Genomic DNA, 22,955 nt, shown 5'->3' with positions numbered 1-22,955 from the left:
GAAAAATACAACCGCTGGAAACGGGTGTGCCACCAAGCAAACCGGGAGCAACGATTAACTTATTGCTTGCACCTAGAGGATCGCAGGCAGGATTCACCTCATCGAGCAATACCTGCGCTATCAATCCTCGGCCACCGAACGCCTGGTAACCTTCCGACAGCGGCTCTTGTCTCACCGCAAGATTGTCCATATCGACACGAATAATCGTTTGCACTGTAAGCACTCCTTTGTCCAAGATTTCATATAACAGGAAGTGTACTTGTAGGTGAGCTGAGGTTGATGGGAAGCCTTCAGCGCAGCGGAGTGGCCATAGAAAGGCTCCTCCTTCTGCCAGCACAGTCTATCGCCTCACTAGCGATCTTGTCAAGATTGATGAGACGGTTTACAGCGGTTGTATTTTTCCCCATATTTGTTAAAATAGCAGTTGGAAAATTGATCCAGCCCCAAAAGGGAGCCTGCTGTCTTGGCTTCCCAATAAGACGTTGTCCCAGGTCAAGACTGTGTCTATAGAGGGGGCTGAAAATTGGGGCTGCCGAGGGATAGGTCTGCTCGGCCGGGGGTCTGAGGGTGTTCCATAATCTCGATTTCCACCCTATAATCCCCAAAAGAAAAGAGGATTTGAGGATTTGAGAAGCGTTTCTGAACGCCTTAAAGGGGTATAACCGTTGGAGAAGATTACATTGAGAGTACCGTCAATTTATGCTGATCATCACGCTATGGCTGTGCGCCGGGTCTTGTCTGCCCTGCCCGGGGTGAACGAGGTGGGGGTTAGCTCGGCCTTCAAATGGGTAAGGCTCACTTACGATGCCACCCAAGTCGATCTGGCACGTATCGAAGAGGCCTTGCGGGCCGCCGGTTACGACCCTGCCGAGGAGGAGACCGTGGCCACGATACCAGCGACAAAGGGAGATCCAGCCTGGCCCAGCCTTGGTCTGCGGGTCACTCAGACCAACATACTTGATCTCCAGATGTCTGGGGAGTTTCGTAAGTATTGAGTGTTCGCTCCACATCGGAAGATGGGGCTTGGGGGGAACAGCCAACTCCGATGGGGGTTGGGGAAACCTCTATTAGCCCGAAAGATTTTCTGGGGTAAATGTAATTAAGGAGGAGATTGATGACGATAAGAACGATCGATCCCGCTGCCGCCCAGCTCCTGGAGATGGCTCAAGCGGAGGGATTATCCACTGCCTTTCAGCGGGCCGAGGAGATGAAGCCCTGTCCCATTGGGGCTGATGGCCGCTGTTGCAAGAACTGTGAGATGGGGCCCTGTCGCCTGGTCAAAGAGGGACAGGTGGGCATCTGTGGGGCTACCCTGGAGACAGTCAGTGCCCGTAACCTGGCCAGGGCCATCGCCGCCGGCGCGGCCTCTCACTCTGATCACGGACGGGACCTCGCTTTCGCACTCCTGGCCGTGGCTGAGGGGACAGCCCCTGGTTACCAGATTAAAGACGAGGTCAAGCTACACAACGTAGCCCAATTCCTTGGCCTCAAGGTCGAGGGCAAGTCCAGGGAGGAGGTCGCCCGTGCCCTGGCCGAGAAATCCATCGCCATCTTTGGCCAACAGCGAGGGGCGTTGCCCTATCTTGCTCGTGCACCCCAGAGGCGCCAGGAGCTCTGGCAGAGGGTGGGGCTTATCCCGCGGGGCGTTGACCGCGAAGTAGTAGATATGTTGCACCGCACCCATATGGGGAACGATCAGGATGCCGAGCATCTCTTGAGGCAGGCTCTACGCACTGCCTTAGCCGATGGCTGGGGAGGCTCTATGTTGGGCACTGATCTCTCAGATATCCTCTTCGGCACACCCGGCCCCCTTACCGCCAAGGTGAACCTAGGGGTACTCAAAGAAGATGAGGTGAACGTCGTCATTCATGGCCATGAGCCCAGCCTATCGGAGATGATTGTGCTGGCCGCCAGGGCTCCTGAGCTGGTGGAGTACGCTAAAAGCAAAGGGGCGAAGGGCATTAACCTGGCCGGTATCTGCTGCACGTCTAACGAGGTCTTGATGCGCCAGGGCGTGCCCTCGGCGGGCAATTTCTTGAACCAGGAACTGGCCATCATTACCGGGGCGGTCGACGCCATGGTTGTAGATGTGCAGTGTATTATGCAGGCCCTCCCTGACCTGGCCACAAGGTTCCATACCGCAGTCATCACTACCTCGCCCAAGGTCAAAATCAAAGGAGCGACCCATATAGAGTTCGATGAACACCGAGCGATAGAGATCGCCAAACAGATCGTGCGTCTGGCCATCGATAACTTCCCCAAACGAGGGAAGGTGAACATACCCCAGGTGACTCAGGACCTGGTTCCTGGCTTCTCTCATGAGTACCTCGTTTATATGCAGGGAGGCTATTACCGTGGCTCCTTCCGCCCTCTAAACGATGCCGTCATTGATGGGCGCATTCGTGGCGTGGCTGGCGTCGTTGGTTGTAATAATCCTCGCACGCCTCATGATCAGGCCCATAACTATATTGTCAGAGAATTGATAAAGAATGATGTCCTGGTAGCCCAGACTGGCTGTGGAGCCCTGGCCAGCGCCAAGTATGGACTTATGGTCGGTCAGGCTATGGAGGATGCTGGTCCAGGCTTAAGGGAAGTCTGCGAGGCTATCGGTATTCCCCCGGTGCTGCATCTCGGCTCCTGTGTTGATAACTCCCGCATCCTCACTGTTCTCAGCCAGATGGCTACTGAGGGGGGGCTGGGGGAGGACATCGCTGATCTACCGGCCGTAGGCATCGCCCCAGAGTGGATGAGTGAGAAGGCTCTGGCTATTGGGGCCTACTTCGTCGCCTCCGGCGCTTACGTCATCTTTGGAGTAGGCTCTCCCGTGGGGGGAAGCCCAGAGGTCACCGACCTTATCAACCGTGGCTGGCAGGAGCTGGTGGGGGGAAGACTGGAGTTCGAGCCTGATCCAGCCAAGATCGTTGAAAAGTCCCTGCACCATATCGATGAGAAGCGGGCGGCTCTTAATCTGGCCACCTATGACCCCACCCGCTTCGGTCGAAGTGGCGACCGACGTCTCCTGGAGCTGCTGGCTATGCCCGAAGAGCAACGGCTGAGCAGCCTGCGCGGTCTGGCTGGCGCAGAGAAGGCCGTGGCGGTTTAAAGGAAGGAGGAAACAGGGATGTCTCGTTACATCGCTACGGCGGCTATTCGTGGTGCTAATCACATCGTCAAGGAGGCAGAGGAACTACTACAAAAGGCTATCGCCGAGCGTGGGCCGGAAGCGGCTGTTGCTTTCCCCAATACGGCCTATTATCTTCCCGTAATCTATGGGTTCAGTGGCCTTAAGGTTGAGCGATTGGGAGACCTCGTCCCCGTGCTCGAGCATGCTAAGCATCTTCTCCATCCCGTTCCAGCTGCTAGCCTGTGGCTACCCTATCTGGGTGAGACCCTTGATTGCGGGGTAGCGACCCTCCTGGCCGAAGAGGCGATCATGGGAATCCGTTTCGTCTATGGTGAACAACCGGAGAAGATGGATTGGGGTGGCTACACTGTTGGGGCCAGCTTCACCAGCCCCGATATGATCAAGGGCGACGGACGTCTGAATGGGCCAATTGACGACATCCAGCTACGTGCCTGGGGCATTCAGCTGGTGGACGGTCGAATGCCCGGTTTCGCGGCCATCGTTGGGGCAGCCAAGTCCAACGAGGTGGCGGTAAAGATTGTGCGCGAGCTACAGCGACGCAACATCCTGGTCTTTCTCTCTGGCAGCGCCGGCGGTCGTAGCATCATCCAACAACTCATGGAGGAGGGGGTGGAGCTGGGTTACGACACCTATACCGTCCCCTTTGGCACCAACACTATATCAGCCATTTACGCCTTGGGATTCGCCACCCGCTCAGCCCTGACCTTTGGTGGTCTTAAAGGTGGTCAGGCTCGAGAGGTGCTACTTTACAATAAATACCGTGTCTTCGCCTTCGTTCTGGCTTTGGGGGAGGTAGATGATCTGAAATACGCTACCGCGGCCGGGGCCATCAGCTATGGTTTCCCTACCATCGCTGATACAGTCATCCCGCAGATCCTGCCCCGGGGCATCACTACCTACGAGCACGTTGTCTCTATGCCCTTTGATGAACTCGAGGGTAGCGATGACCTGGAGCGCGCTGAGCGACTCATCCAGAAATGCATCGAGGTACGTGGCGTCAAAGTGCGTATCACGGAGATGCCCATCCCAGTGCCCTACGGTTCAGCCTTCGAGGGCGAGCGCGTGAGGCGGGACGATATGCGCGTCGAGTTCGGCGGCAAGGAGGGACGCTGTTTCGAGTACCTGGTGATGCGCGATCTAGATGAGGTAGACGATGGTAAGGTCGAGGTGATAGGACCCGCCATCGATGAATACAAGATAGGGGCCAATGTGCATCTGGGCATCATGGTTGAGGTGGCCGGCCGTCGGATGCAGAGGGATTTCGAGCCGGTCCTGGAGCGGCAAATCCACCACTTCATTAACGGTGCCTCAGGCGTGCAGCATATCGGGCAACGTGACATCACCTGGATTCGCATCAGCAAGGCCGCAGCGGAGAAGGGTTTCCAGCTCGAGCATCTGGGCAAGATCCTCCACGCCCGCTTCCACGCTGATTTCGGGGCCATCGTAGACAAGGTGCAGGTCAAGCTTTACACAGATGAGACCCAAATTGAGCACTGGCTGGAGAGGGCACGTGCGGCCTATCAGGAGCGCAACGTGCGCCTGGCCGATATGGTAGACGAGTCGGTAGATACCTTCTACTCCTGTACACTCTGTCAGAGTTTCGCTCCGAACCACGTCTGCGTAATCACCCCGGAGCGGCTGGGGCTCTGTGGCGCTTATAACTGGTTGGACTGCCGGGCCTCCTATGAGATAAACTCTACTGGCCCGAACCAACCCATCCCCAAGGGTCGCTGCCTGGACCCAGTGAAAGGCTACTTCGATCGGGTGAACGAGTTCGTTCAACAGAACTCTCATGGTGCGGTGCCGGAGGTGGCCCTCTATTCGATCATGGAAAATCCTATGACCGCCTGTGGCTGTTTTGAGTGTATCGCCATGCTTATCCCCGAGGCCAACGGGATAATGGTCGTCTCCCGCGAGGACCCCAGCATGACGCCGGCGGGCATGACCTTTTCTACCCTGGCCGGTATGGCTGGTGGGGGATTGCAGACGCCTGGGGTAATGGGGGTGGGCAAGTATTACCTCATTAGCAAGAAATTCATCTCCGCCGATGGGGGGCTCAAAAGGATTGTTTGGCTCTCCTCCTTCCTGAAGGAGAGCATGGCCGAGGAGCTGCAGGCCGCAGCTGAACGAGAAGGGGAACCAGACCTCATCGAGAAGATCGCCGATGAACGCGTGGCCACCACACTTGAGGAGCTGCTACCCTTCCTGGAGGAGAAGGGGCATCCGGCTCTGACTATGGAGCCGTTGCTCTGATCAGTCAAGGGGCTTCAACCTCTGCTGTTTGGGAGACGGGATATGTATTTGGATGGTCAAGGATGTTGGCTGCATCAGGCTTTTGAACGGCGTTTTCTGCGGGTAACGCCACGGGAGGCCGTACATAAGCTACTTCACCTGGATGAGGAGTTTGAGCGGTTTGAGCAAGAAACCGGTTACCGCATGACAGAGCAGTTGAGGACCGCGGCTGGGGCGAGGTTGAGGGAGATCGGGCGGGAGGAGCTGCGATAGAGTTATCCTCCAGTCTCCTGACTGAAGGTGTTGAATAACCAGGGGTTCCAAGGGGGCGCCGCCCCACCGCTGGGAGCGAAGTAGGATGCAGCCCAGGTTCAATCCCCCTTCTCCCACAGTGTTGGGGGTAGTCCAGAAGGGGGTGACCCCTTCTGGGAGGGTTCTAGGGCTCCGCCCTAGTAGGGGCGAGGTGACCTCGCCCCTACTTTCGCAAAGCGGGAGAGGGGATTAAGGGGGTGAGGGTGCCCCAGAACATAAAAAGCCCGCAGGGCTACCTTGAACCCGCCGAAGGCGGATTTGGGGGAGATATTCACTCTAGCTAAGGGGGAACCGATGAAGGTGAATAACCATACAGAGATAACGCCAGAGCCCGTTAGGGAGGCACCAGGTGTGGCCGTGCGCTGGCTCATCACCAGGCGTGATGGAGCGCCAAATTTCGCCATGCGCCTCTTCGAAGTCGAGCCAGGGTGTGACACTCCCTTTCACACCCATCCTGAGGAGCATGAAGTCTTCGTCGTAGGGGGCGAAGGGCTGGTGAGGGGGGAGAGTGGAGATGTGCCCCTTAAGGAGGGCATGGTCGTCTTCGTCTCTCCCAATGAGAAACACCAGTTCGTCAACAGAGGTGAGGGGACACTGCGCTTCCTCTGCGTGATCCCTTTGCTCGCTTAAGAGGGGCTGGCACTTACTAAAATAGCTATCTTCGCCCGCTGTAATGCTAAAGCACCAGAGATGGCCTCTGTTCCGTTGTAAGGAGTTGTTCGTCGGCAACCTCTTTGCTCAGGATATGACGTAAGATGGCAATGGAGGTAGCATAGGCAGAGTCCATGCCATAATATGACTGCCGCTTTGCCCCCAGATTCTTGCCCCGCGTGTAGGGGGTGTCTGAGGCGTAGTGTAACAGACCGATGACAAAGGGCAACTTAGTGAAGTTAATGTTCTCCCCAACCGGGTAACGGGTCGGATAGATGCTTTCATAAAGGGCATTAAGGTACGGCCCGGCCTCCATCTCCACCACGGTATAACTCTCGCGGTAATAGAGTTCCAGGTATTGGCGATTTTGCAGGAAGGTCCCCTTTACAGAGACCGTTTTCTGATTGTCTAAAACTGAGCCGTAGATCAAGAAGGGGCTTATATCCTGGGCCGTAAAGCAGTTGTCAAGCCAATAGGTATTTCCCGAATGCTCGTCAAACACTACATTAGGGATCATCACGTCACCAATGCTGCCATTCAAGGTGGCCGCTTTGCCGAGGATATAGATGCCCTTGAAGCGGCCGACCTGCTCGGCCAGCTGGCGCAAGATGTGATAGGCAGCTAATCCTAAGGGATATTCGATGTTGAGAACGATGGCGTTGCTCCGTTTCAGTGAGTCCAAATTATCCATCTGTAAACGGGGATCGAAATCTCGGGGGATAAGCCTGGCCAGGTCTATTATTTGAGCATCTATATCGAGTCCAGCGGTGCTGCGAACGTAGTAGATGCCTCTTTCTTCCTCCTCCCGGCGCCGTTCTTCTTCCATTCGTTTGGCCCGCGGGCCATCGAGGCTGTATTTCCTGGCCGTGTAGTACAGGAAATTCTCTCGACTGCTCTTGACCTCCCCACGCTGTAGCTTCTCATACTCAGGTAGCAACTCCGCATCGCCTGTCATCTTCACGAACTGCTCGAGTTCCTCCTTGCGACGCAGGGCGAAGCCAGAAAGAGGATTGACCAGGCTATGCGTATTACTGGAGACGAAATAGACAGGTCTCTCAGCAAGAGGTAGGTCGGTCAAGCAGTCACCGATGGCGGCCCACCATTTTCGCGTCGCTTTAGCATAGCCAACGTGAGAACCGCCGAGCATACGTATCGCGAAGTTCCTTTCCATCTTGCCCATCAGGAGGAGATTCAGCCAGAAGTTCTCCCCCCACACTGCTTCGAGGCGTACCCAGTCGTCGGCACTCAGCAGTAGTCTTTCACGAATCACCTTAACTGTCTCTTCATAGCGTGGGGAGGTGGGCAACATCTTCATCCCCTCGATGATCATCTGTAAGGTAGTGGAGTCGGCATTGAGCAAACGATAAAACTTATTCCATTCGATCTGGAAGGCCACCAGTATGGGGATAAGGTCGTCAACATCCGAAGCACTGGCGATATATACGGCCAGCGTGTGTTGTCCATCAAAAAACCACTTACGACGGCGACCGGCCGCCTTTACAGCTGGCCATCTCTCCACATCACCAAATCCCTGCTCGCTGAAGACCTCGGCTGATTGCCCGAGGACTACCCGTCTCGTTTGCATGATGCAAGGGGGAAGGCGAAGAGTACAATAAATGAAGGCCGTCAGATCAGGGGCAGAATTTCGGGCGTTTGGATGCAAGCTAGAATCGATATTCAGGTGCGCTTGCAGCAAAGCCTTCATCTTAATCTCGCCGGAGCTACGCAGGAGGGTATTGTAGGTACGAATGTATAGTTCGACCTCCTGTTTTCCGGCCGGATAGGTCTCCGGCTGGGGCTGTTCTCCTTGAGCCATTCCCTTACCCCTGAAACGCCTTAAAATTAAGCAGTATTATAGCAGATTTTCAACTCGATCCTAGGGACTCAGCAAGCTCATGAGGAGGATCACGTCCATAGCGACGGCGGCGATGGCTGTTCCCCAACCTAGATAGTGGAAGGCGGCCCGATTGATATAGCTCCCTACCAAACTGCGTCGTCGCATCAGGAGCAAGAGAGGAATCACGGTGAAGGGCAGCAGTACGCCTAAGACGGCCTGGCTGATTACCAAGACCCCAAGGGGATCTAAACCAAGGCAAACTATGATTAAGGCCATCGCTAGAATGGCGATGAAGCCGAGACGGAACGGCTTATCACTGTGGTGTTGAGTGCCAAAGACGAAACCGCCGATGCCGTAGGAGCCGGCCATAGCACCGGTGATAGAGGAGGCAAAGCCAGCAAAGAAGAGGGCGAGGGCGAAAAGGTAGTGAGCGAGCTCGCCGGCCAAAGGGGTCAGGGTGATCGCTGCATCGGCGATGTCTCGGACCGCATGTCCTTGGCTGAAGAAGATGGCCGCAGCGACTATGATAATAGCCGCATTTATAAATCCACCAACAATCATACTCACAGTAGTATCGATGAATTCGTGGTGGAGTTTTGCCTCTGACCAATCCTTCTCTTGCACGATGGAGGAGTGCAGGTAAAGGTTAGAGGGCATGAGGATAGCGCCCAGAATGCCGACGGCTAGGAGGGTATTATTGGTGCTGAGGTGGGGAATCAAGCTGGAGCGCAGCACCTGGCCCCAGTCAGGGGTGGCGATGAACAGCTCGATCAGGTAGCAGAGACCGATGATCCCGACGAAGCCAACGATGATGTCTTCTACGTGATGGTATTGTCCGCGCCAAATGATGATAGCGGCGGCCAAGGCGGTGAGTGCTCCACCCAACCATAGCGGTATACCAAACAGCAAATGCAAGCCAAGCGCAGCGCCCAGTAGCTCGGCCATCACCGTGGCCACGCTGCCGATGAGCACCAATGGTGCTAGCAGGAGTGACCATCCCCGACCGAATTGGGTGGCGATGGCTTCGGAGAGACAACGGTGGCTGGCAACACCGAGTCTGGCAGCCATCTCCTGCATCAGGATGACCATCAGGGTGCTGAGCACCACTACCCAAAGGAGTTGATAGCCGTAGTTTGCCCCGGCCACCACATTGGTGGCGATATTACCTGGGTCGATGAAACCGACAGCAACAAGGAAGCCAGGCCCCATATCGGTGACCAGGGCCAGGAGATTATCCTTTTTGGCCTTCACGCTTTGGCCCAGAGTCATCTGGGTGGAAGAGACAAAAAGACGTTCGCGCTCAGAACTTCTTGTAGCGGTTGCGTGGGGCCCCACAGATCGGGCACTTCTCCGGAGGCTCACCCACTACTGTATGCCCGCATACGTCACAGATGAAGACATCGCCTATCTGGATATCCCTACCGCCTTCCACGGCCTGTCTGGCCTCGGTATAGAGGCGGGCGTGGATCTTCTCCGCCTCAAGGGCATAGTGGGTACTCCTTTGGGCTCCCCTCTCCTCCTGCAACCTGGCCACCTCGTTATAGGCCGGGTACATCTCTTCCACTTCAAAGGTCTCCCCCGCTATGGCCGCCCCTAAGTTAGCCGGCGTAGCTCCCAGCTGCCCCAGCTCCTTGAAATGGTTAGTGGCATGCACCTGTTCGGCGTAGGCGATGGCTCGGAAGAGACGGGCCACATTGGCATGGCCCTCTTTCTCAGCGCGATCGGCGAAGATGAGATACTTCATATGAGCCTGACTCTCACCGGCAAAAGCCGCCTTCAGATTCTCCTCGGTCATCTTCCTCATTGCTGTTTTTACTCCCTTCTTCAATTTAGCTGCCAAGCAAAATGTCGCGTGACGTCCAGCGGTTGACGAAGTGCCGCGAAGCGGCATTTGGGCGAAGCCTGCAGCCCAGAGTCAGCGATCACATTATGTGATCGCTGTGCCACTTGCCGCTCGAGCAGGATCCGAATACCTGGCGCACGTTATTGAGCTTAGCACCTTATGCTCTTGCCTTCAGCTTCTAATCCTAGTGAGCCAAGTCCTCAGGTTGCGAAACGATGCCGGCCAGTCCGTCTCCGCTAAGGTTCCTGAGTTGTGATGCAACCCTGTAACATTCCTCAGCATGTTGCACAGCAAGGTCAGCTTCATTTTTGTCAAACAAATCCTGAGCTGGCGCCAGATACTCAACCTCGAAGCCGTACTTGGCTGGCAAGTAGAACTGGGCCCAGAAGTTCGCCAGAAACAAGAGTCTCGGCAAGCGGATATAGCCCAAGTTCTGCGCGGCGAGTCTATCCAGGAGCCGTCTCTCTTGGATCTGCTTTGCGATTCCAGTGAATTGCTCCCTATTCCAGCCATGGCTTGGAGGGTATTCAACATCCAGCAGGGAGAGGGTTGATTTGACCGAAAGCTCGATGCATTCCTGGGACGCTTGTATGGATTCTGAATACCGAGTATAAGACTTCAGATGCTCTTTAGCTGCTCGCAGTTGAGTCGAAGCTTTGTCAATCCACCCTTCAATCATTCTACGCTTGCTCTTGTCCATTCAGCTTCCCCTCACACCTTGCTATGTGCTGACTGTCTAAAGTGGCACAACGATGCCTAGCGTCTTGCGACTAAAACAAGTTGCAGAAGGCGATTTGGGCGAAAGTACATAGCCCCGAAGCCCTTCAGCCGCTGTTAGACGATGCGGTGGCACGTTCTATCTTCTCCGAGCAACACGATCACGCCACTCCCAATATTCTTCAAGATTCCGATAATGGACATCCGAGTCGATGGCCCGCGCCATGTCTTCCGTCATGAAGTTCATCCAGTAATCGTCGAACACTTCTTGCCCATAAGGGGCAAACGGGCCATTGCCTTCAACCAAGGCTTGGATATCTTTGAATGAACCGATGTTCTTAGTATTTCCGCTTCCAGGTCGATCGCTGGCAATTCGCCATTTCTCTTGACACAGAAAGGTGAAATCCTTGACCACCGATATGATGTTCCGCAGATCATCCAGCGTATAAACACGGCGTTCATCAACAGCCTCGTCGCTACGGCTATAGATGATGCCCAGAACAAAGTGCGCAGCGTAATGTTCATACGGGAAGGTGGTATTCTTGGTGGATTTGCGCTGCCGAAAGTACCCGGTGAAGGCGCCCAGCGTAAAGCCGTTTACCGTTTCTCTATCCGTTCGATACGTGCTTTTAAGGTCAAGGGCGATCTTTGTCTCATCTGGCGCTATGAAACTGATGTCGGGATAATGATTTTGATGCTCACTGAGCACCATTCTGTAGTTGTGCTCTACAGCAAACCGTGAGATGACCGGAAAAAGCATCAGCTCGATGATCTTGGAGACGACTTTTGTATCTACCGAGATGGTATAGATGTTTCGGTACGCATCAATGAATCCTTTGACAACCCAGTCGCCAGTGTCTGTGGCAAGGGTGCGTCTGAATATGTCAAAGTGTGCTAACAGGCTCTCCCTGAAATCGTCCATGGTCATCTTTGCTGCACCCGGTAGAATCTATGTCCCAATCAGGAGAATTTCTCCAGACTCGGAATTGGTAGATAACACGTATTTATACTGGCCAAAATGCTCGACGCGTACATTGCGCTTATATTGCTTGAGAAGGGACGCGAGCTCCGATTCGGAGGGGATACCATCGCTTCGATAAGAAACCACAATGATGCTTTTCTGGTATCGTTGGAATAAGCGATCAAAGGCGGCATGAATTCGGTTCTTGTCAGTCCATTCGCTCGGTCGTGGCATTAAGCGGCGATGCTTTGATCTGTGATCTATATGCTTGCCCCACTCATCGTACATCGTCAATCCTTCTAAGAAGTGATAAAAGCACAAGTAGTCGACAGCTACGCCACGGTTGGAGATGTAAGGCGTATCTACATATACCAGGTCATATTCGCCAGGCACATCAGCAGCGTCAAGGTTCAAGGCACGGTTCATCTGGCTGTTGTCAAAGACGGCTTGATTCGCTTCTCCGATGAAAATGCGAAACCACTCGTCGAAGGGCCTATCCCAGGTGGTCTTGTTTCCAAACGAGCGCACCACTTCGGCGAAACGTATGTAGAGGTTTTTTCGATGAAACAGGTTGTAGGGTCGCTTGATAATGCAGGCTTGACACAGAGCGAAAAACGCCAGCGCGAACTTGTAGGGATCGGTGAGTTGGCGAGTGTTGGTAATCGCTTGGTCAATCCAGGCATTCTCTTCATCAGTGAAGTAGATGTCATGGAAATTGTCACGGACAAAATACGGATACGTGATCTCTGGGTGTCTCTGCAGAAGCCAGCTTACCTCCTCAGGGCTGAGCCGGGTTCGGCTGTTCTCGATCAGTGCCAGTCCAGTGTAGTAGTTGAAGCGGAGCAAGTCATTATATGTAACCCGCTTGCCTGCCTGCTTTAAACGATAAGCGACGCTACCACTACCGCCAAAGGCGTCCAAACAGGTCATAAAACCCAAATCCGCGATTTGCTCCCCAATCCAGTCCGCCAGTTTCGCCTTGCTACCCTGATAGCGGGTGGAAGGAAACTCGGCAGTTAGGTCTGGGAAAATTGTTTGTTGATAAGCTGTGGTTTTTCGCATTCCTATCCCTTTTATTACATATGCGCCGCCGTTTCGTCTAACGTCAGATTGTGTGAAAGGTCGTAATTTTACGCTACTGAAACACCATATATAGCAGCATCAAGAGCATTATACACAATATATGGTGGTAGCAGAAATTAACGTTAGGCTGGCCCACCCTCCAACACACAAATGGCGCCTGGTCGCTTGATGCGCAGGGCCAGGATTTCCAGGACCCGGAAGCGGTGATCCATGTTACTGGTCTCCAGGAAAGCGGTAACTAAATCTTGGGCAATGACCAGGTCCATATTCTGCAAACCAGTCGCTACAATCAGTCCACTATCCGCCAGCAAGGATGGTGAATAGTAAACGCCATCGGTGATGATTTTGCGCACCTGTTCGATCTCCAGGACACTGGTATTCTCATAGACCTTATGTATGGCGGCGTATAGTTGTGGACTCAACACCGCAGCGTAAGGGCCAAAAAAGCCAGCCGATAGCAGCTTCTCTGTGGCCGCCACCACATCCCGAAAGGCATTACCTGTCGCTGTCCAGTCACTGAGGGGAAGCAAGTTTCTCCCCTCGGCGTTAAGCAGTCCTTCGCAGCCAAGCCCACGGTTGCCATTGAAAATGAGGTTATCCTCCGCTTGAGCACAGAAGGCGGCAGACGCAGCCGCCGGACCCAGCTCTAAAGGCATATTGAGCTGCTTGCTGGTCTCAAGTTCCCTCCAGTGTAATACAAAATCCCTTTGGATGGTGTACAGAGGGATATACTTTGCAGCTCTGGCTTCCTTTTCCTTCGACAATTCCTCTACGCCGGCCTCGGCGCCGTAGAAGGCAGGTTTGGGGATAACCTGTATTCCAACGCCGAGAGGACCGAAAATAGGGATGAAGCGTCGGCCCACCAGCGTGCGTTGGGCCACTTCTGTCACTACTTTGTCGATATGCTCCCACTGTTCCGCAGTAAGGGGCGCCTGATCCCGCATAAGATAATCTGCCATACCTCTCCTCCTTAATTAAAGACGTATTGTGTACACGCCTTAAGAAGCGAACTCACAAGCTTTCGGCTATCTGCCGTCCCAGCTCACGGGCCCTACGCCGATCATCCTCCGTTGGGGCCAAGGTGACCTTGAGCCCCGGTTCAATAACCTTAAAGTGCAGGCTTTTAAGTCTTTCCTCGATCATTGGCACGGCCTCCCCACTCCAGGCGTAAGAACCGAAGGCCGCTCCAACCTTGCCCCGCAGCCGGATGGTGGTCAGGCTGGAAAGAAGCTCCCAGATCAGCGGCAGGGCATCACCACAAACAGTAGGTGAACCAATGACGATCGCCGCCGCCGCTTCCACCTCATCCAGGATCTGGTCCGGCTTGATCTGCGTAACATCCAGAAGCCTGACTTCAACCCCGTCTATAGAGGCGCCCCTGGCGATCTCCTCAGCCATCGCCCTGGTATTTCCATAGATGCTGACGTAGAAGATCAGGACCTTCTTTGCCCCGGGCTTGGGTAAGCGGCTCCATTCGGCATAGCGGTTGATATATTCCCAGGGATTATGGCGCAAGATGGGGCCGTGGGAAGGGGCGACGATTTCGATCTCCAGTCCCCTGATCCTTTCTACTGCCTTTTGCACCTGCTCTTTGAACGGCCGCATAATGCCATTGAAGTAATAACGGAAATAGGCACTGAAATCATCTACCAGATCGTTGTAGAGCCTGTCGTCGCAGAAGTGACAGCTGAAGGCGTCGCAGGGGAAAAGGATCTTATCCTCGACCAGATAGGTGAACATCGTGTCTGGCCAGTGTAGAAAGGGGGCAGAGATGAACCGCAGAGTCCTTCCTCCCAGATCGACGGTATCCCCATCCCCGACTACCCAGGGGTCGAGGTCACGATTGAAGAGATTCCGCACAAAATGATTGGCCGGCTTAGAGATGATCAGGCGGGCCGAGGTTGCCGCTTCCAGAAGCTTGGGAAGGGCCCCTGAGTGGTCTGGTTCAGTATGATTCAGGACGATGTAGTCGATCTCTCGGGGATCGATCAAGACCTTTATCTTGGATATGAATTCTTCTTGGAAACGGGCCTTGACGGTATCGATTACAGCTGTTTTCTCTGTGCCCCTTACCAGGTAAGAGTTGTAGGTTGTGCCGCGCTCGGTGCGAAAAATGATATCGAAGGTGCGCAGGTCCGGATCCAAGGATCCGATCCAGTAGAGACCATCCTTCATTTTGACTGGTTCCATGGTCACTCCCTAGCCAGTTCAGCCTACGAGTCTGTAGCGTTGGATATTCTCATCAGCGATTCCCTGAATAGTCTTGATCTCCTCCGCCCCACCCTCTTTCTGGAAGAGGTGCCGAAAACGTCCCTGGAGCTTGAGGTATTCCTCCACCGGCTTCGGTTTAGCGATCTTCTTGACCGCGCTGAGCACGCCGTTCTCCATCTCAAAGAGCGGGTAAAGCCCAGTCTGCACAGCCAGCTTGGCGATCTCGATGGTCAATGCGGCCTCATGGGCCCAGCCCAAAGGACAGGGCACGTGGAGCTGGATGTATTTAGGTCCACCGAGGGAGAGGGCCTTCTTGACCTTTTTATCGAGATCGTAGGGATAGCCTACCGAGGCGGTAGCCACATAGGGGATGTGATGGGCGGCGGCGATGGCCGGCAGGTCCTTTTTAGGTCGAGCATTTCCCCAGGAGAGCCGGCCGGGTGGACTGGTAGTAGTGCGCGCGGCGTAGGGCGTCAGGCCGCTGCGCTGTACCCCGGTGTTCATATAAGCCTCATTATCGTAGCAGACGTAAAGCACGTCGTGTCCTCGCTCAAACATGCCGGAGAGTGCCTGTAGGCCAATATCAGCCGTACCGCCATCGCCCCCTTGGGCAATAACCTTGATCTGTTCCAGACGACCGGTCACTTTCAAAGCCACTTCTATCCCAGAGGCCACAGCCGCCGAGTTCTCAAACAGGGAATGAATCCAGGGCACCTCCCAGGCCGAATAGGGGTAGGCCGAGCTGAAAACCTCCAGGCAGCCGGTGGCATCGGTGGTGATGACGTTGCGTCCGGCGGCCTTGAGCACCAGCCGTACCCCTAAGGCTTGCCCACAACCAGTGCAGGCGGTGTGCCCCGGCGCAAAAAGATGATCGTTCTCCATCTTTAACTCCTACAGTGGATACAAAATTTTGCGGGCAGGTGAAAACATTCAACTACCCTTAACACTCTTAAGCTACCTCTTCTATCTCCAAATCTGCTCGGAGATCAAGGAATTCACCATCTAAGACCCTCTCGCGAGCCATAGCCACAGCCCTTTTGATACTATCCACGGTTATATCGCGCCCACCCAAGCCGGCGATGACTGAGCTTATCGCCACCCTCTGCGGACGCTCCTGGAAAGTAGCCTTGATCTCCGTGGCCAAGGGGCCACCGTTACCTAAGGAGATGGCCTTCTCCAGGACAATCACATGCTCTGCCCCGTGCAAGGCCTGATAGATGGCTTCTTTAGGGAAGGGCCGATGGGTAATGACCTTTAATACGCCCACTTTTTGCCCAGCAGCACGCAGCTCATCGACAGCCTCTTTGATCGTACCGACCACAGAGCCCATCGCCACGAGAATGATAGCGGCGTCCTCCGTCTTATAACAGTCGATCAAGCCACCACTGCGGCGTCCAAAGGCCTTCTGGAAGGCGGTGGCTGTTTCCTCGATGACCGCCAAGGCTTTCCCGGTGGTCCGCTGCAGAATATAGCGCGTCTCCATATAGCAGCTGGGGTCAGCCAGGGTGCCAAAGGTGAGGGGATTGGCCGGGTCCAGGCGATACAGCGGACGGAAGGGGGGTAAGAAGGCGTCCACCTCCTCTTGCGAGGGGAGATCTACCGTCTCATAGGCATGAGTCAAGACATATCCGTCCAGACAAACCATCACTGGTAGGAGTACACGCTGGTCCTCGGCAATGCGATAGGCCTGCAGGTGAAGGTCTGCCGCTTCCTGGTTACTCTCAGCGTAGAGCTGAATCCAACCGGTATCGCGCGCCGTGATGGAATCCTGCTGATCATTCCAGATGTTTATAGGTGCAGAGATAGCGCGATTGGCACAGCCCAGAACAACAGGGAGACGCAGTCCGGCGATGTTGTAGAGCACCTCGATCATCAGCAATAGCCCTTGGGAGGTGGTGGCCGTATAGGTACGTACCCCGGTGGCACTGGCCCCCAGGATCACCGAGGCGGCTGAGAACTCGCTCTCCACGTTGACGTACTCTGCCTGAAGCTCTCCATTGGCAACCAGCTGCGAGAGTTCCTCTACGATATGCGTCTGGGGTGTGATGGGATAAGCGGCGATGACCTGAGGCCGACAGAGGCCTACCATTTCGGCTATGGCTCGTGAGCCCTCAATCATCTTCTTAACCATATCATTTCACCTCCGCAACCATCACGATATCTTTAACTGGACAGATGTTGGCACAGATGCCGCAGCCTTTGCAGTAATCCAAATCGGCGTAGTAGGTGTTCTTGCCCTGGCCAAAGATAATGCCCTCTGGGCAAGACAATATACATAGGCCACAGTCGGTGCATCGACTCTGAAGAAATGCGGGTCTTGTCCCCGTACGCCAGCTCCCTGTCTTGTTAGCCCGGCTTGAACCGGGCTTGGCTACTGCTCCAATAGTGATCCTCATACTTTAACTCCTGCACCTTTCACGTACTCATATGCCTGTTCGGCCGCTTGTATGTTCTTTTCAGCGGCCGCACCGGAGAAACGGGCGCGAATGCTCGCCTTGAGCGCTTTCAGTCCGATCTCTCCGCCGGCCGCGGCAAAGGCCCCCAAGACCGCCGTATTGGTTCGATCCGCTCGTCCCAGGAGCTCCTGAGCGATCCTTGAAGCTGGTACGGTCACTATCCTGGAGGACGTCTGCAATTTCAATGCCTCAGGTTCCTTCTCTGTATTGATGATGGCTAGGCCATCCGGCTTTAGTCCCTCTATCACATTAAAACTAAGCAGTAAAGTAGGGTCTTGTACCAGGATACAATCTGGCTGGCGAATCTGGCTGCGCACTCGAATGGGTTTATCATCGAGACGGACGAAGGCATTCATAGGGGCCCCCATCCGCTCTGCCCCGAAGTGGGGAAAGGCCAAGGCAAATTTACCCTCCTCGAAGGCGGCTACGGCCAGGAGCATAGCAGCCGTGATGGCCCCCTGCCCGGCCCTAGCGTGAATGCGAATCTCTTTCATCTCCTCATCTCTCTTCCAGGAATTCTGGTTTTGTATTTCGGGTCGATCATCGACATTCTCTATTCTTGCTCTCGCCCCAGCAGACTGCCCACGGTCAACCCAGTCGGGCTGGGCGCCGCAGGGGCGGGGGTCTCTGATTTCTCCGCTTCCTCCAGCATTTCCTTGAACTGATACTCGTGGTAAGCCTCCTGGAGATTGATCCGGGAAAGAAGGCTCTTCACCTCGGGATCGGCGATCTCCTCAATATGACGGCTGTATTGGGCTTGCGCTTGCTGTTCGGCCCTGATGTTCGCCCTCAGCATCTCCGGGATAGCAACGGAGCGATCGATCTCTCCTCGTTCGATGTGTGGCTCACCACCCAATTCAGCCACCCTCTCAGATAGCCAACCCAGATGTTTCATCTCCTCTATTGCCCTGTGCTCCAGTTCGTTGCTCGTCTCAGGATCCGCAGCGATGAAGGATTGGTGCAGATACTGGAGGATGGCCGTATATTCGTCTCTGATATCAGCGTTGAGCGGTCCTATGATAGGCTGCGTCGCCGGCGAGGCTGTTTGTTCAATAGCGGCACCTTCGGCCGCCTCCAGTTCCTTGACCATGGACTCAAATTGGTCACGGTGTGATTCCTCATCGGCGAGGATGCGCTCTAGCATCTTTTTGGTTCCCTCATCGCCGATGGCTTCTATATGACGCCGATATTGAGCGATGGCCTTTTCCTCCTGAGCGATGTCGTCTCGCAGCATGGCCGTGGCCTGCTTCTCTATTGTTATTCCCCCCCGCTCCAGGGTAGGATCACCACCGAGACCCACGACCCTTTCAGAAAGCCACTCCAGGTGCCACATTTCCTCCCGCGCGATCTCCTCAATTGCACAGGCGATAGCACCTTCACCGATGGCGTAAGCGTGTTGAAGATATTGAACTATGGTCTCGTGCTCCCGCGTGATGTCCTCATTTAAGAGGGTGATGATCTCTTGAGGGCTTGATGTTATGGCCATGTTGTGTTTCCTCCTCGAATATAGATGCAGGCAGGTGTCGGGTGTATCCCCAAGAGACAGGGCGGCTTCGGTGGCGAGGCATACCATCGTCCCACCCTGGTCGTTAGGTGCCTAAGCCTGCACTGCCGTCCACTTTCCGTCAACCCTGCTCAGTTTCAACCTTGCCTGACAACGCGGACAGGTGATCAAGTCGCCTTCCTTGGTATCTACCTTGAGGATGACCTCCTGCTTGCAGACAGGGCAGATCACGGTGCTGTTCTCAGCGTAGACCATCTCTACTGGCTTGGGTGCCTGGACAGAGATGACCACCATATCGTCCTCACCGGCGTTCACGATGCCGTGCCAAACATCAGCCGGGCCGTAGATCACCGAGGTTGGACCAATCGTCCGCTGCTCATTCCCGATGGTGACCTCACCTGTACCTTCGATCACGTAGAATAGTTCGTCGGTAGTAGGATGCTTGTGCAAGGGGAGGATCTGGCGGGGCCTGAAGTTAAAGGCGTTAAAGACGATCTTCTCTGTAGTCAGGGGCACCTTCTTCAAGAATCTCTCGGCCGAAAACTCCTTGATCTCGCTGATCTTCGTGTATTCCATTCTATGACCTCCTGGATGTTATTGTGGGGTTTAGATATAATTGTAGAGGAACTTGACGATGCAACGCACAACCCCTTCCACTGGCCAACGCGCATCTTCATCGCCGTCGGCCATCTTGGGATAATAGGAGAAAAATGATGCTCCACTTGAAATTATATTGCATCGCTCCCTATCCGTCAAGGCAAGCCCCCAAATGCGGGGATACTCTAAAAGCAGAGGCTACAATACTGGCGAAGCTGAGTGATGCATTCCACGGTGTGTTCCGCTGTCCGAGCTGCAAGCACCTCTTTAGTCCTCCGAAGGAATTTAAGCCTGACTGTGTGGCCTGATTGAACGTTCTGGACTGTTAAACCCAGGGCTGAAGCCATGCTTTATATCGCTGACGGACCTACGTGCATGACTACGCAGAGTCGCAGCCAAGGACACACCAAGTAACCGAGGCTCGACTGGTTTCATAAGTAAAACGCCAGGCCAGAACAAAGGGCCAAAACCAGAATGACCAGCCATCGGCGGTTGGGATAATAAGCGATAAGGGCAGGGAATTTTTCGTCCCTGCCCTTATCTGCGCTGGATGCTGGCTTGTTCTAGCCTTCGACCGTCTTTTGCTCGTGGACTTCACCTCCACGGTCAAGCCCACCTGCTTCTGTGTGGAGTACTTTCGCCGTGCCGGCGTCTACCTTCACGTCCTTACCGTTGCTCAGCTCTACACTATACACCAGCACGCCATTCTCGTTATCAAGCTCAGTCTTGACGACGCTGGCGCCAGGGTTAGCCGCAACAGCAGCCGCTTCCGCGTTGGCAGCGCTGATGGTGGCCTTGCTCTGCAATGCAGCAGCCTCATCAGCCTCACTCATGCCCTCGTATTGGGCGTCGTTTACCTTGATAGAACCTGTGTACTGCGGCTGTTGCTCGTCCACCTGGGTCTGTGCCGGAGGAGTGGTGGGCGGAGTTTGGGCAAAGACGGGCCCCACGGTGAGGCTACCCAAGAGAAATCCCGCCGTGAGCATGGTCGCTATGCCAGTTCCGGCTAGCATTTTTTTCAGCATTTCCTTTCACCTCCTTTCTATCACGATTAACGAGATGCCTTCGCTCTCGTCGATGCCAGTCTAGCATGCCAACATGAATCTGCTGTTAACCGAACATGAACATCAGATTAAACTGATACTTCGTGAGCCCAAGTTCCGCCGTTCATCTTCTATTCATCTTGTTGTAATATAATGACGCAGTAATCGGTTCGGAGGATTGATCGTGAGAATTCTGGTTCTCGAAGATGAAAGACGACTTTGTAACATCATCAAACGGGGATTGCTGGAAGAAGGATATGCAGTTGACACCGCATACGACGGTGAGGATGGCGAATACCTTGCTGAGAGCACCCCGTATGACCTTATCATTCTTGACATTATGCTACCCAAGAAAGATGGCATCGGGGTCTGCCAGGAGTTGCGGCTGAAGAGGGTAAACACGCCAATCCTGATGCTAACCGCCAAAGATTCCGTGGAGGACAGGGTCAAGGGGCTTGACGCTGGAGCCGACGATTACCTGATCAAACCCTTCGCCTTCAACGAGCTGCTGGCCAGGATACGAGCGCTCTTGCGGCGGGAAGGATTTTCCAAATCACCAAGGCTACAGGTAGGAGATCTGGTCATGGATACACTGAGCAGGGAGGTATGGCGGGGGCAGAGAAGGATCGAGCTGACCAGCAAGGAGTATGTCATACTGGAGTACTTCATGCGCCACCCAAACATGGTGATCACCCGCACGATGCTGGAAGAGCATGCCTGGGATTACGAGTTTGACAGCATGTCTAACCTGATAGACGTCTATATTCGAAGGCTGCGGCGCAAGATTGATGAAAGAGGCCAGAATAGTCTGATTCAGACAGTGCGGGGAGCCGGCTACCGGCTGAGGGAAGTATGAGGTTCACCAAAAGTATCAAATTTCGGCTGACCATCTGGTATCTGGTCATCATGAGCGCCTTACTGCCCCTCTTTGGTGCAATGGCCTATTTCATGCTATCACACAGCCTGTATCAGAGTCTTGATAATTCTCTAAAACTAGGAGCAGCGCAGCTCGAGAATTCCCTAGGGGTAGAGAATGGTAGTATTGGCTTTCGGAACGATAACCAGTTTAATTTTGGCGAGCAATCGGTCGAACTGATGCTGCTTTATGATAACGAACGACATTTGATACAGAGCTGGGGTCGGAAAATAGAGAGCTCGCGGATTTACACGTTGCTAGACCAGGCTCTTGCTGGTCGGAGCTCGTTTGCTAGTCAGATGGCGAATGATCAGGAAATCCGCCTTTATGCCGTTCCTCTCAAGGACGAATCGGGCATTCATGCCGCCGTAGTGGTTGGCCGCTCAACAGCAGAAATAAAGGATATGCTGGAGAGGTTCAGATATATCCTTATTATTGCAGTCCTAGCAACAGCAGCTCTGGCAGGCGGCGGTGGTCTGTTTCTGGCAAACCGTGCCTTTAAGCCTGTAGAGCAGATCACTCGCACGGCGCAGGAGATAGAAGAGAGTGATTTGAGCAGAAGGATAGAGGTGCACAGTGAGGATGAGCTAGGAAAACTGGCTTCAACGCCGAATCGGATGATCGCGCGCCTGGAGGGGGCTTTCAGTCGTCAGCGTCAGTTCACGGCTGATGCTTCTCATGAGTTGCGCACGCCCTTGGCTATCATTCAAGCCGAGTCCACGCTGGCATTACGAAAGGAACGAGCAGAGGGCGATTACCGGAAGTCGCTTGGATTGATTTCTCAGGAGGCGGAATATATGTCGGCCATCGTTGGTAAGCTATTGTATCTGACTCGCAGCGATGCCGGTAAGGAACAAATGAACTTCGAGGAGGTTAGACTTAAGGAACTTTTTACTGACTTGTCTGCAGACATAGAAGTGCTTTGCCAGGAAAAGGGACTTCAGTTCAACCTTGGCCCGCTGGAGAATCTTATTGTAGAGGGCGACAAGATAAAACTGAAGCAATTATTTCTCAATCTTCTGCAAAATGCCATCAGGTACACTCCAAGCGGCGGCAGCGTATCAGCCTCTGTCGTCGGGGAAGGTAAAACAGCGGTGATAGCTATCAAAGACACAGGCATCGGCATCCCAAAAGAGCACCTGCCACATATCTTCGAGCGTTTTTACCGTGTTGATAAGGCTCGTTCACGCGCTGAGGGAGGCGCTGGGCTCGGCCTATCGATCTGTCAGCATATCGCCCAAGTTCATGGTGGCAGGATTGAAGTTGAAAGCCAGGTCGGACAAGGAACCATCTTTTCCGTATTTTTACCTCTCTTCGAGAAGAACTAACCGGAATCATATGAGCATCCTTATGCCTCGTTATTGAACGAAACGCCCTAAGTGAAGACAGCAATAGCAACCACGAAATGGCCTGCAGTGCCGAGAATGGTTCAATCTAGCCCTGCGGG

Annotated in this window: 23 protein-coding genes; 7 read left to right on the top strand and 16 right to left on the bottom strand. The window is 54.2% G+C overall.

All coding sequences use genetic code 11. The features are described 5' to 3' along the window. Window positions 1–214 (bottom strand): aldehyde ferredoxin oxidoreductase (locus M1136_04530; protein ID MCL5074906.1); only part of this gene is annotated, 214 nt, incomplete at its 3' end. A gap of 451 nt (window positions 215–665) precedes the next feature. Here M1136_04530 and M1136_04525 point away from each other — a divergent pair. From M1136_04525 to M1136_04505, 5 genes are all read left to right on the top strand, one after another. Continuing rightward, on the top strand, window positions 666–995 hold the full coding sequence (locus M1136_04525) for a heavy-metal-associated domain-containing protein (GenBank protein ID MCL5074905.1): 330 nt from the start codon (window positions 666–668) through the stop codon (window positions 993–995). 119 nt (window positions 996–1,114) lie between these two features. Continuing rightward, complete coding sequence (gene cooS, locus M1136_04520) at window positions 1,115–3,103, top strand: anaerobic carbon-monoxide dehydrogenase catalytic subunit (protein ID MCL5074904.1); 1,989 nt, start codon at window positions 1,115–1,117, stop codon at window positions 3,101–3,103. 18 nt (window positions 3,104–3,121) lie between these two features. Beyond that, complete coding sequence (acsB, locus tag M1136_04515) at window positions 3,122–5,398, top strand: acetyl-CoA decarbonylase/synthase complex subunit alpha/beta (protein MCL5074903.1); 2,277 nt, start codon at window positions 3,122–3,124, stop codon at window positions 5,396–5,398. A 42-nt stretch (window positions 5,399–5,440) separates the two neighbouring features. Next, window positions 5,441–5,650, top strand: coding sequence for a hypothetical protein (locus tag M1136_04510; protein ID MCL5074902.1), 210 nt, complete (start codon window positions 5,441–5,443; stop codon window positions 5,648–5,650). 333 nt (window positions 5,651–5,983) lie between these two features. After that, complete coding sequence (locus M1136_04505) at window positions 5,984–6,319, top strand: cupin domain-containing protein (protein ID MCL5074901.1); 336 nt, start codon at window positions 5,984–5,986, stop codon at window positions 6,317–6,319. A 46-nt stretch (window positions 6,320–6,365) separates the two neighbouring features. Here M1136_04505 and M1136_04500 read toward each other — a convergent pair whose 3' ends face one another. The 15 genes from M1136_04500 to M1136_04430 all read right to left on the bottom strand — a co-directional run bounded on the left by M1136_04500 (window position 6,366) and on the right by M1136_04430 (window position 20,562). Further along, window positions 6,366–8,156 (bottom strand): hypothetical protein, encoded by a 1,791-nt coding sequence (locus M1136_04500; protein MCL5074900.1) that lies wholly within the window; start codon window positions 8,154–8,156, stop codon window positions 6,366–6,368. A 60-nt stretch (window positions 8,157–8,216) separates the two neighbouring features. Further along, entirely contained in the window at window positions 8,217–9,428 is a 1,212-nt protein-coding gene (locus M1136_04495) for an Nramp family divalent metal transporter (GenBank protein MCL5074899.1), read from the bottom strand. 49 nt (window positions 9,429–9,477) lie between these two features. Continuing rightward, window positions 9,478–9,981 carry a rubrerythrin family protein gene (locus M1136_04490; protein ID MCL5074898.1) on the bottom strand — a complete coding sequence of 168 codons (504 nt, stop codon included), beginning with the start codon at window positions 9,979–9,981 and terminating at the stop codon, window positions 9,478–9,480. Window positions 9,982–10,204: 223 nt separating this feature from the next. Next, complete coding sequence (locus tag M1136_04485) at window positions 10,205–10,720, bottom strand: HEPN domain-containing protein (GenBank protein MCL5074897.1); 516 nt, start codon at window positions 10,718–10,720, stop codon at window positions 10,205–10,207. Between the two features lie 156 nt (window positions 10,721–10,876). Next, window positions 10,877–11,665, bottom strand: a complete 789-nt coding sequence (locus M1136_04480) for a restriction endonuclease (GenBank protein MCL5074896.1) — start codon at window positions 11,663–11,665, stop codon at window positions 10,877–10,879. A 21-nt stretch (window positions 11,666–11,686) separates the two neighbouring features. After that, entirely contained in the window at window positions 11,687–12,760 is a 1,074-nt protein-coding gene (locus M1136_04475) for a DNA adenine methylase (protein ID MCL5074895.1), read from the bottom strand. 143 nt (window positions 12,761–12,903) lie between these two features. Continuing rightward, window positions 12,904–13,740 carry a bacteriocin family protein gene (locus M1136_04470; protein ID MCL5074894.1) on the bottom strand — a complete coding sequence of 279 codons (837 nt, stop codon included), beginning with the start codon at window positions 13,738–13,740 and terminating at the stop codon, window positions 12,904–12,906. A gap of 52 nt (window positions 13,741–13,792) precedes the next feature. Beyond that, window positions 13,793–14,971, bottom strand: coding sequence for an FprA family A-type flavoprotein (locus M1136_04465; protein MCL5074893.1), 1,179 nt, complete (start codon window positions 14,969–14,971; stop codon window positions 13,793–13,795). An 18-nt stretch (window positions 14,972–14,989) separates the two neighbouring features. Continuing rightward, window positions 14,990–15,874, bottom strand: coding sequence for a pyruvate synthase subunit PorB (porB, locus tag M1136_04460; GenBank protein ID MCL5074892.1), 885 nt, complete (start codon window positions 15,872–15,874; stop codon window positions 14,990–14,992). A gap of 67 nt (window positions 15,875–15,941) precedes the next feature. Further along, window positions 15,942–17,123 (bottom strand): pyruvate ferredoxin oxidoreductase, encoded by a 1,182-nt coding sequence (gene porA, locus M1136_04455; protein MCL5074891.1) that lies wholly within the window; start codon window positions 17,121–17,123, stop codon window positions 15,942–15,944. Between the two features lies 1 nt (window position 17,124). Then, window positions 17,125–17,388 carry a 4Fe-4S binding protein gene (locus M1136_04450; GenBank protein MCL5074890.1) on the bottom strand — a complete coding sequence of 88 codons (264 nt, stop codon included), beginning with the start codon at window positions 17,386–17,388 and terminating at the stop codon, window positions 17,125–17,127. Then, a complete protein-coding gene (locus tag M1136_04445; protein MCL5074889.1) occupies window positions 17,385–17,942 on the bottom strand; it encodes a 2-oxoacid:acceptor oxidoreductase family protein in 558 nt (185 codons plus the stop codon). The genes M1136_04450 and M1136_04445 overlap by 4 nt, the downstream gene beginning before the upstream one ends. Window positions 17,943–18,001: 59 nt before the next feature. After that, complete coding sequence (locus tag M1136_04440) at window positions 18,002–18,934, bottom strand: manganese catalase family protein (GenBank protein MCL5074888.1); 933 nt, start codon at window positions 18,932–18,934, stop codon at window positions 18,002–18,004. Window positions 18,935–19,045: 111 nt separating this feature from the next. After that, window positions 19,046–19,528: a cupin domain-containing protein gene (locus tag M1136_04435; GenBank protein MCL5074887.1), complete on the bottom strand. Its 483-nt coding sequence runs from the start codon at window positions 19,526–19,528 to the stop codon at window positions 19,046–19,048. A 584-nt stretch (window positions 19,529–20,112) separates the two neighbouring features. Beyond that, window positions 20,113–20,562: a PepSY domain-containing protein gene (locus tag M1136_04430; protein ID MCL5074886.1), complete on the bottom strand. Its 450-nt coding sequence runs from the start codon at window positions 20,560–20,562 to the stop codon at window positions 20,113–20,115. A gap of 214 nt (window positions 20,563–20,776) precedes the next feature. Here M1136_04430 and M1136_04425 point away from each other — a divergent pair, with 214 nt between their 5' ends. Next, window positions 20,777–21,448: a response regulator transcription factor gene (locus tag M1136_04425; protein ID MCL5074885.1), complete on the top strand. Its 672-nt coding sequence runs from the start codon at window positions 20,777–20,779 to the stop codon at window positions 21,446–21,448. Next, window positions 21,445–22,836 carry an ATP-binding protein gene (locus M1136_04420; GenBank protein MCL5074884.1) on the top strand — a complete coding sequence of 464 codons (1,392 nt, stop codon included), beginning with the start codon at window positions 21,445–21,447 and terminating at the stop codon, window positions 22,834–22,836. Before M1136_04425 ends, M1136_04420 begins: the two co-directional genes overlap by 4 nt. The last annotated feature ends 119 nt before the right edge of the window (window positions 22,837–22,955 follow it).

The organism is Chloroflexota bacterium (assembly GCA_023475225.1).
GTDB lineage: Bacteria > Chloroflexota > UBA6077 > FW602-bin22 > JAMCVK01 > JAMCVK01.
The sequence above is the reverse complement of the archived record's forward strand: the minus strand, read 5'-3'. Positions and strand labels throughout refer to the sequence as shown.

Coding starts and splice junctions, on each gene's coding strand:
- M1136_04470 (MCL5074894.1), bottom strand. CDS start 13,740: ATGGCAGATTATCTTATGCGGGATCAGGCGCCCCTTACTGCGGAACAG.
- cooS (MCL5074904.1), top strand. CDS start 1,115: ATGACGATAAGAACGATCGATCCCGCTGCCGCCCAGCTCCTGGAGATG.
- porB (MCL5074892.1), bottom strand. CDS start 15,874: ATGGAGAACGATCATCTTTTTGCGCCGGGGCACACCGCCTGCACTGGT.
- M1136_04445 (MCL5074889.1), bottom strand. CDS start 17,942: ATGAAAGAGATTCGCATTCACGCTAGGGCCGGGCAGGGGGCCATCACG.
- M1136_04440 (MCL5074888.1), bottom strand. CDS start 18,934: ATGGCCATAACATCAAGCCCTCAAGAGATCATCACCCTCTTAAATGAG.
- M1136_04510 (MCL5074902.1), top strand. CDS start 5,441: ATGTATTTGGATGGTCAAGGATGTTGGCTGCATCAGGCTTTTGAACGG.
- M1136_04450 (MCL5074890.1), bottom strand. CDS start 17,388: ATGAGGATCACTATTGGAGCAGTAGCCAAGCCCGGTTCAAGCCGGGCT.
- M1136_04480 (MCL5074896.1), bottom strand. CDS start 11,665: ATGACCATGGACGATTTCAGGGAGAGCCTGTTAGCACACTTTGACATA.
- M1136_04500 (MCL5074900.1), bottom strand. CDS start 8,156: ATGGCTCAAGGAGAACAGCCCCAGCCGGAGACCTATCCGGCCGGAAAA.
- M1136_04430 (MCL5074886.1), bottom strand. CDS start 20,562: ATGCTAGCCGGAACTGGCATAGCGACCATGCTCACGGCGGGATTTCTC.
- porA (MCL5074891.1), bottom strand. CDS start 17,123: ATGGTTAAGAAGATGATTGAGGGCTCACGAGCCATAGCCGAAATGGTA.
- M1136_04475 (MCL5074895.1), bottom strand. CDS start 12,760: ATGCGAAAAACCACAGCTTATCAACAAACAATTTTCCCAGACCTAACT.
- M1136_04435 (MCL5074887.1), bottom strand. CDS start 19,528: ATGGAATACACGAAGATCAGCGAGATCAAGGAGTTTTCGGCCGAGAGA.
- M1136_04465 (MCL5074893.1), bottom strand. CDS start 14,971: ATGGAACCAGTCAAAATGAAGGATGGTCTCTACTGGATCGGATCCTTG.
- M1136_04485 (MCL5074897.1), bottom strand. CDS start 10,720: ATGGACAAGAGCAAGCGTAGAATGATTGAAGGGTGGATTGACAAAGCT.
- acsB (MCL5074903.1), top strand. CDS start 3,122: ATGTCTCGTTACATCGCTACGGCGGCTATTCGTGGTGCTAATCACATC.
- M1136_04505 (MCL5074901.1), top strand. CDS start 5,984: ATGAAGGTGAATAACCATACAGAGATAACGCCAGAGCCCGTTAGGGAG.
- M1136_04490 (MCL5074898.1), bottom strand. CDS start 9,981: ATGAGGAAGATGACCGAGGAGAATCTGAAGGCGGCTTTTGCCGGTGAG.
- M1136_04420 (MCL5074884.1), top strand. CDS start 21,445: ATGAGGTTCACCAAAAGTATCAAATTTCGGCTGACCATCTGGTATCTG.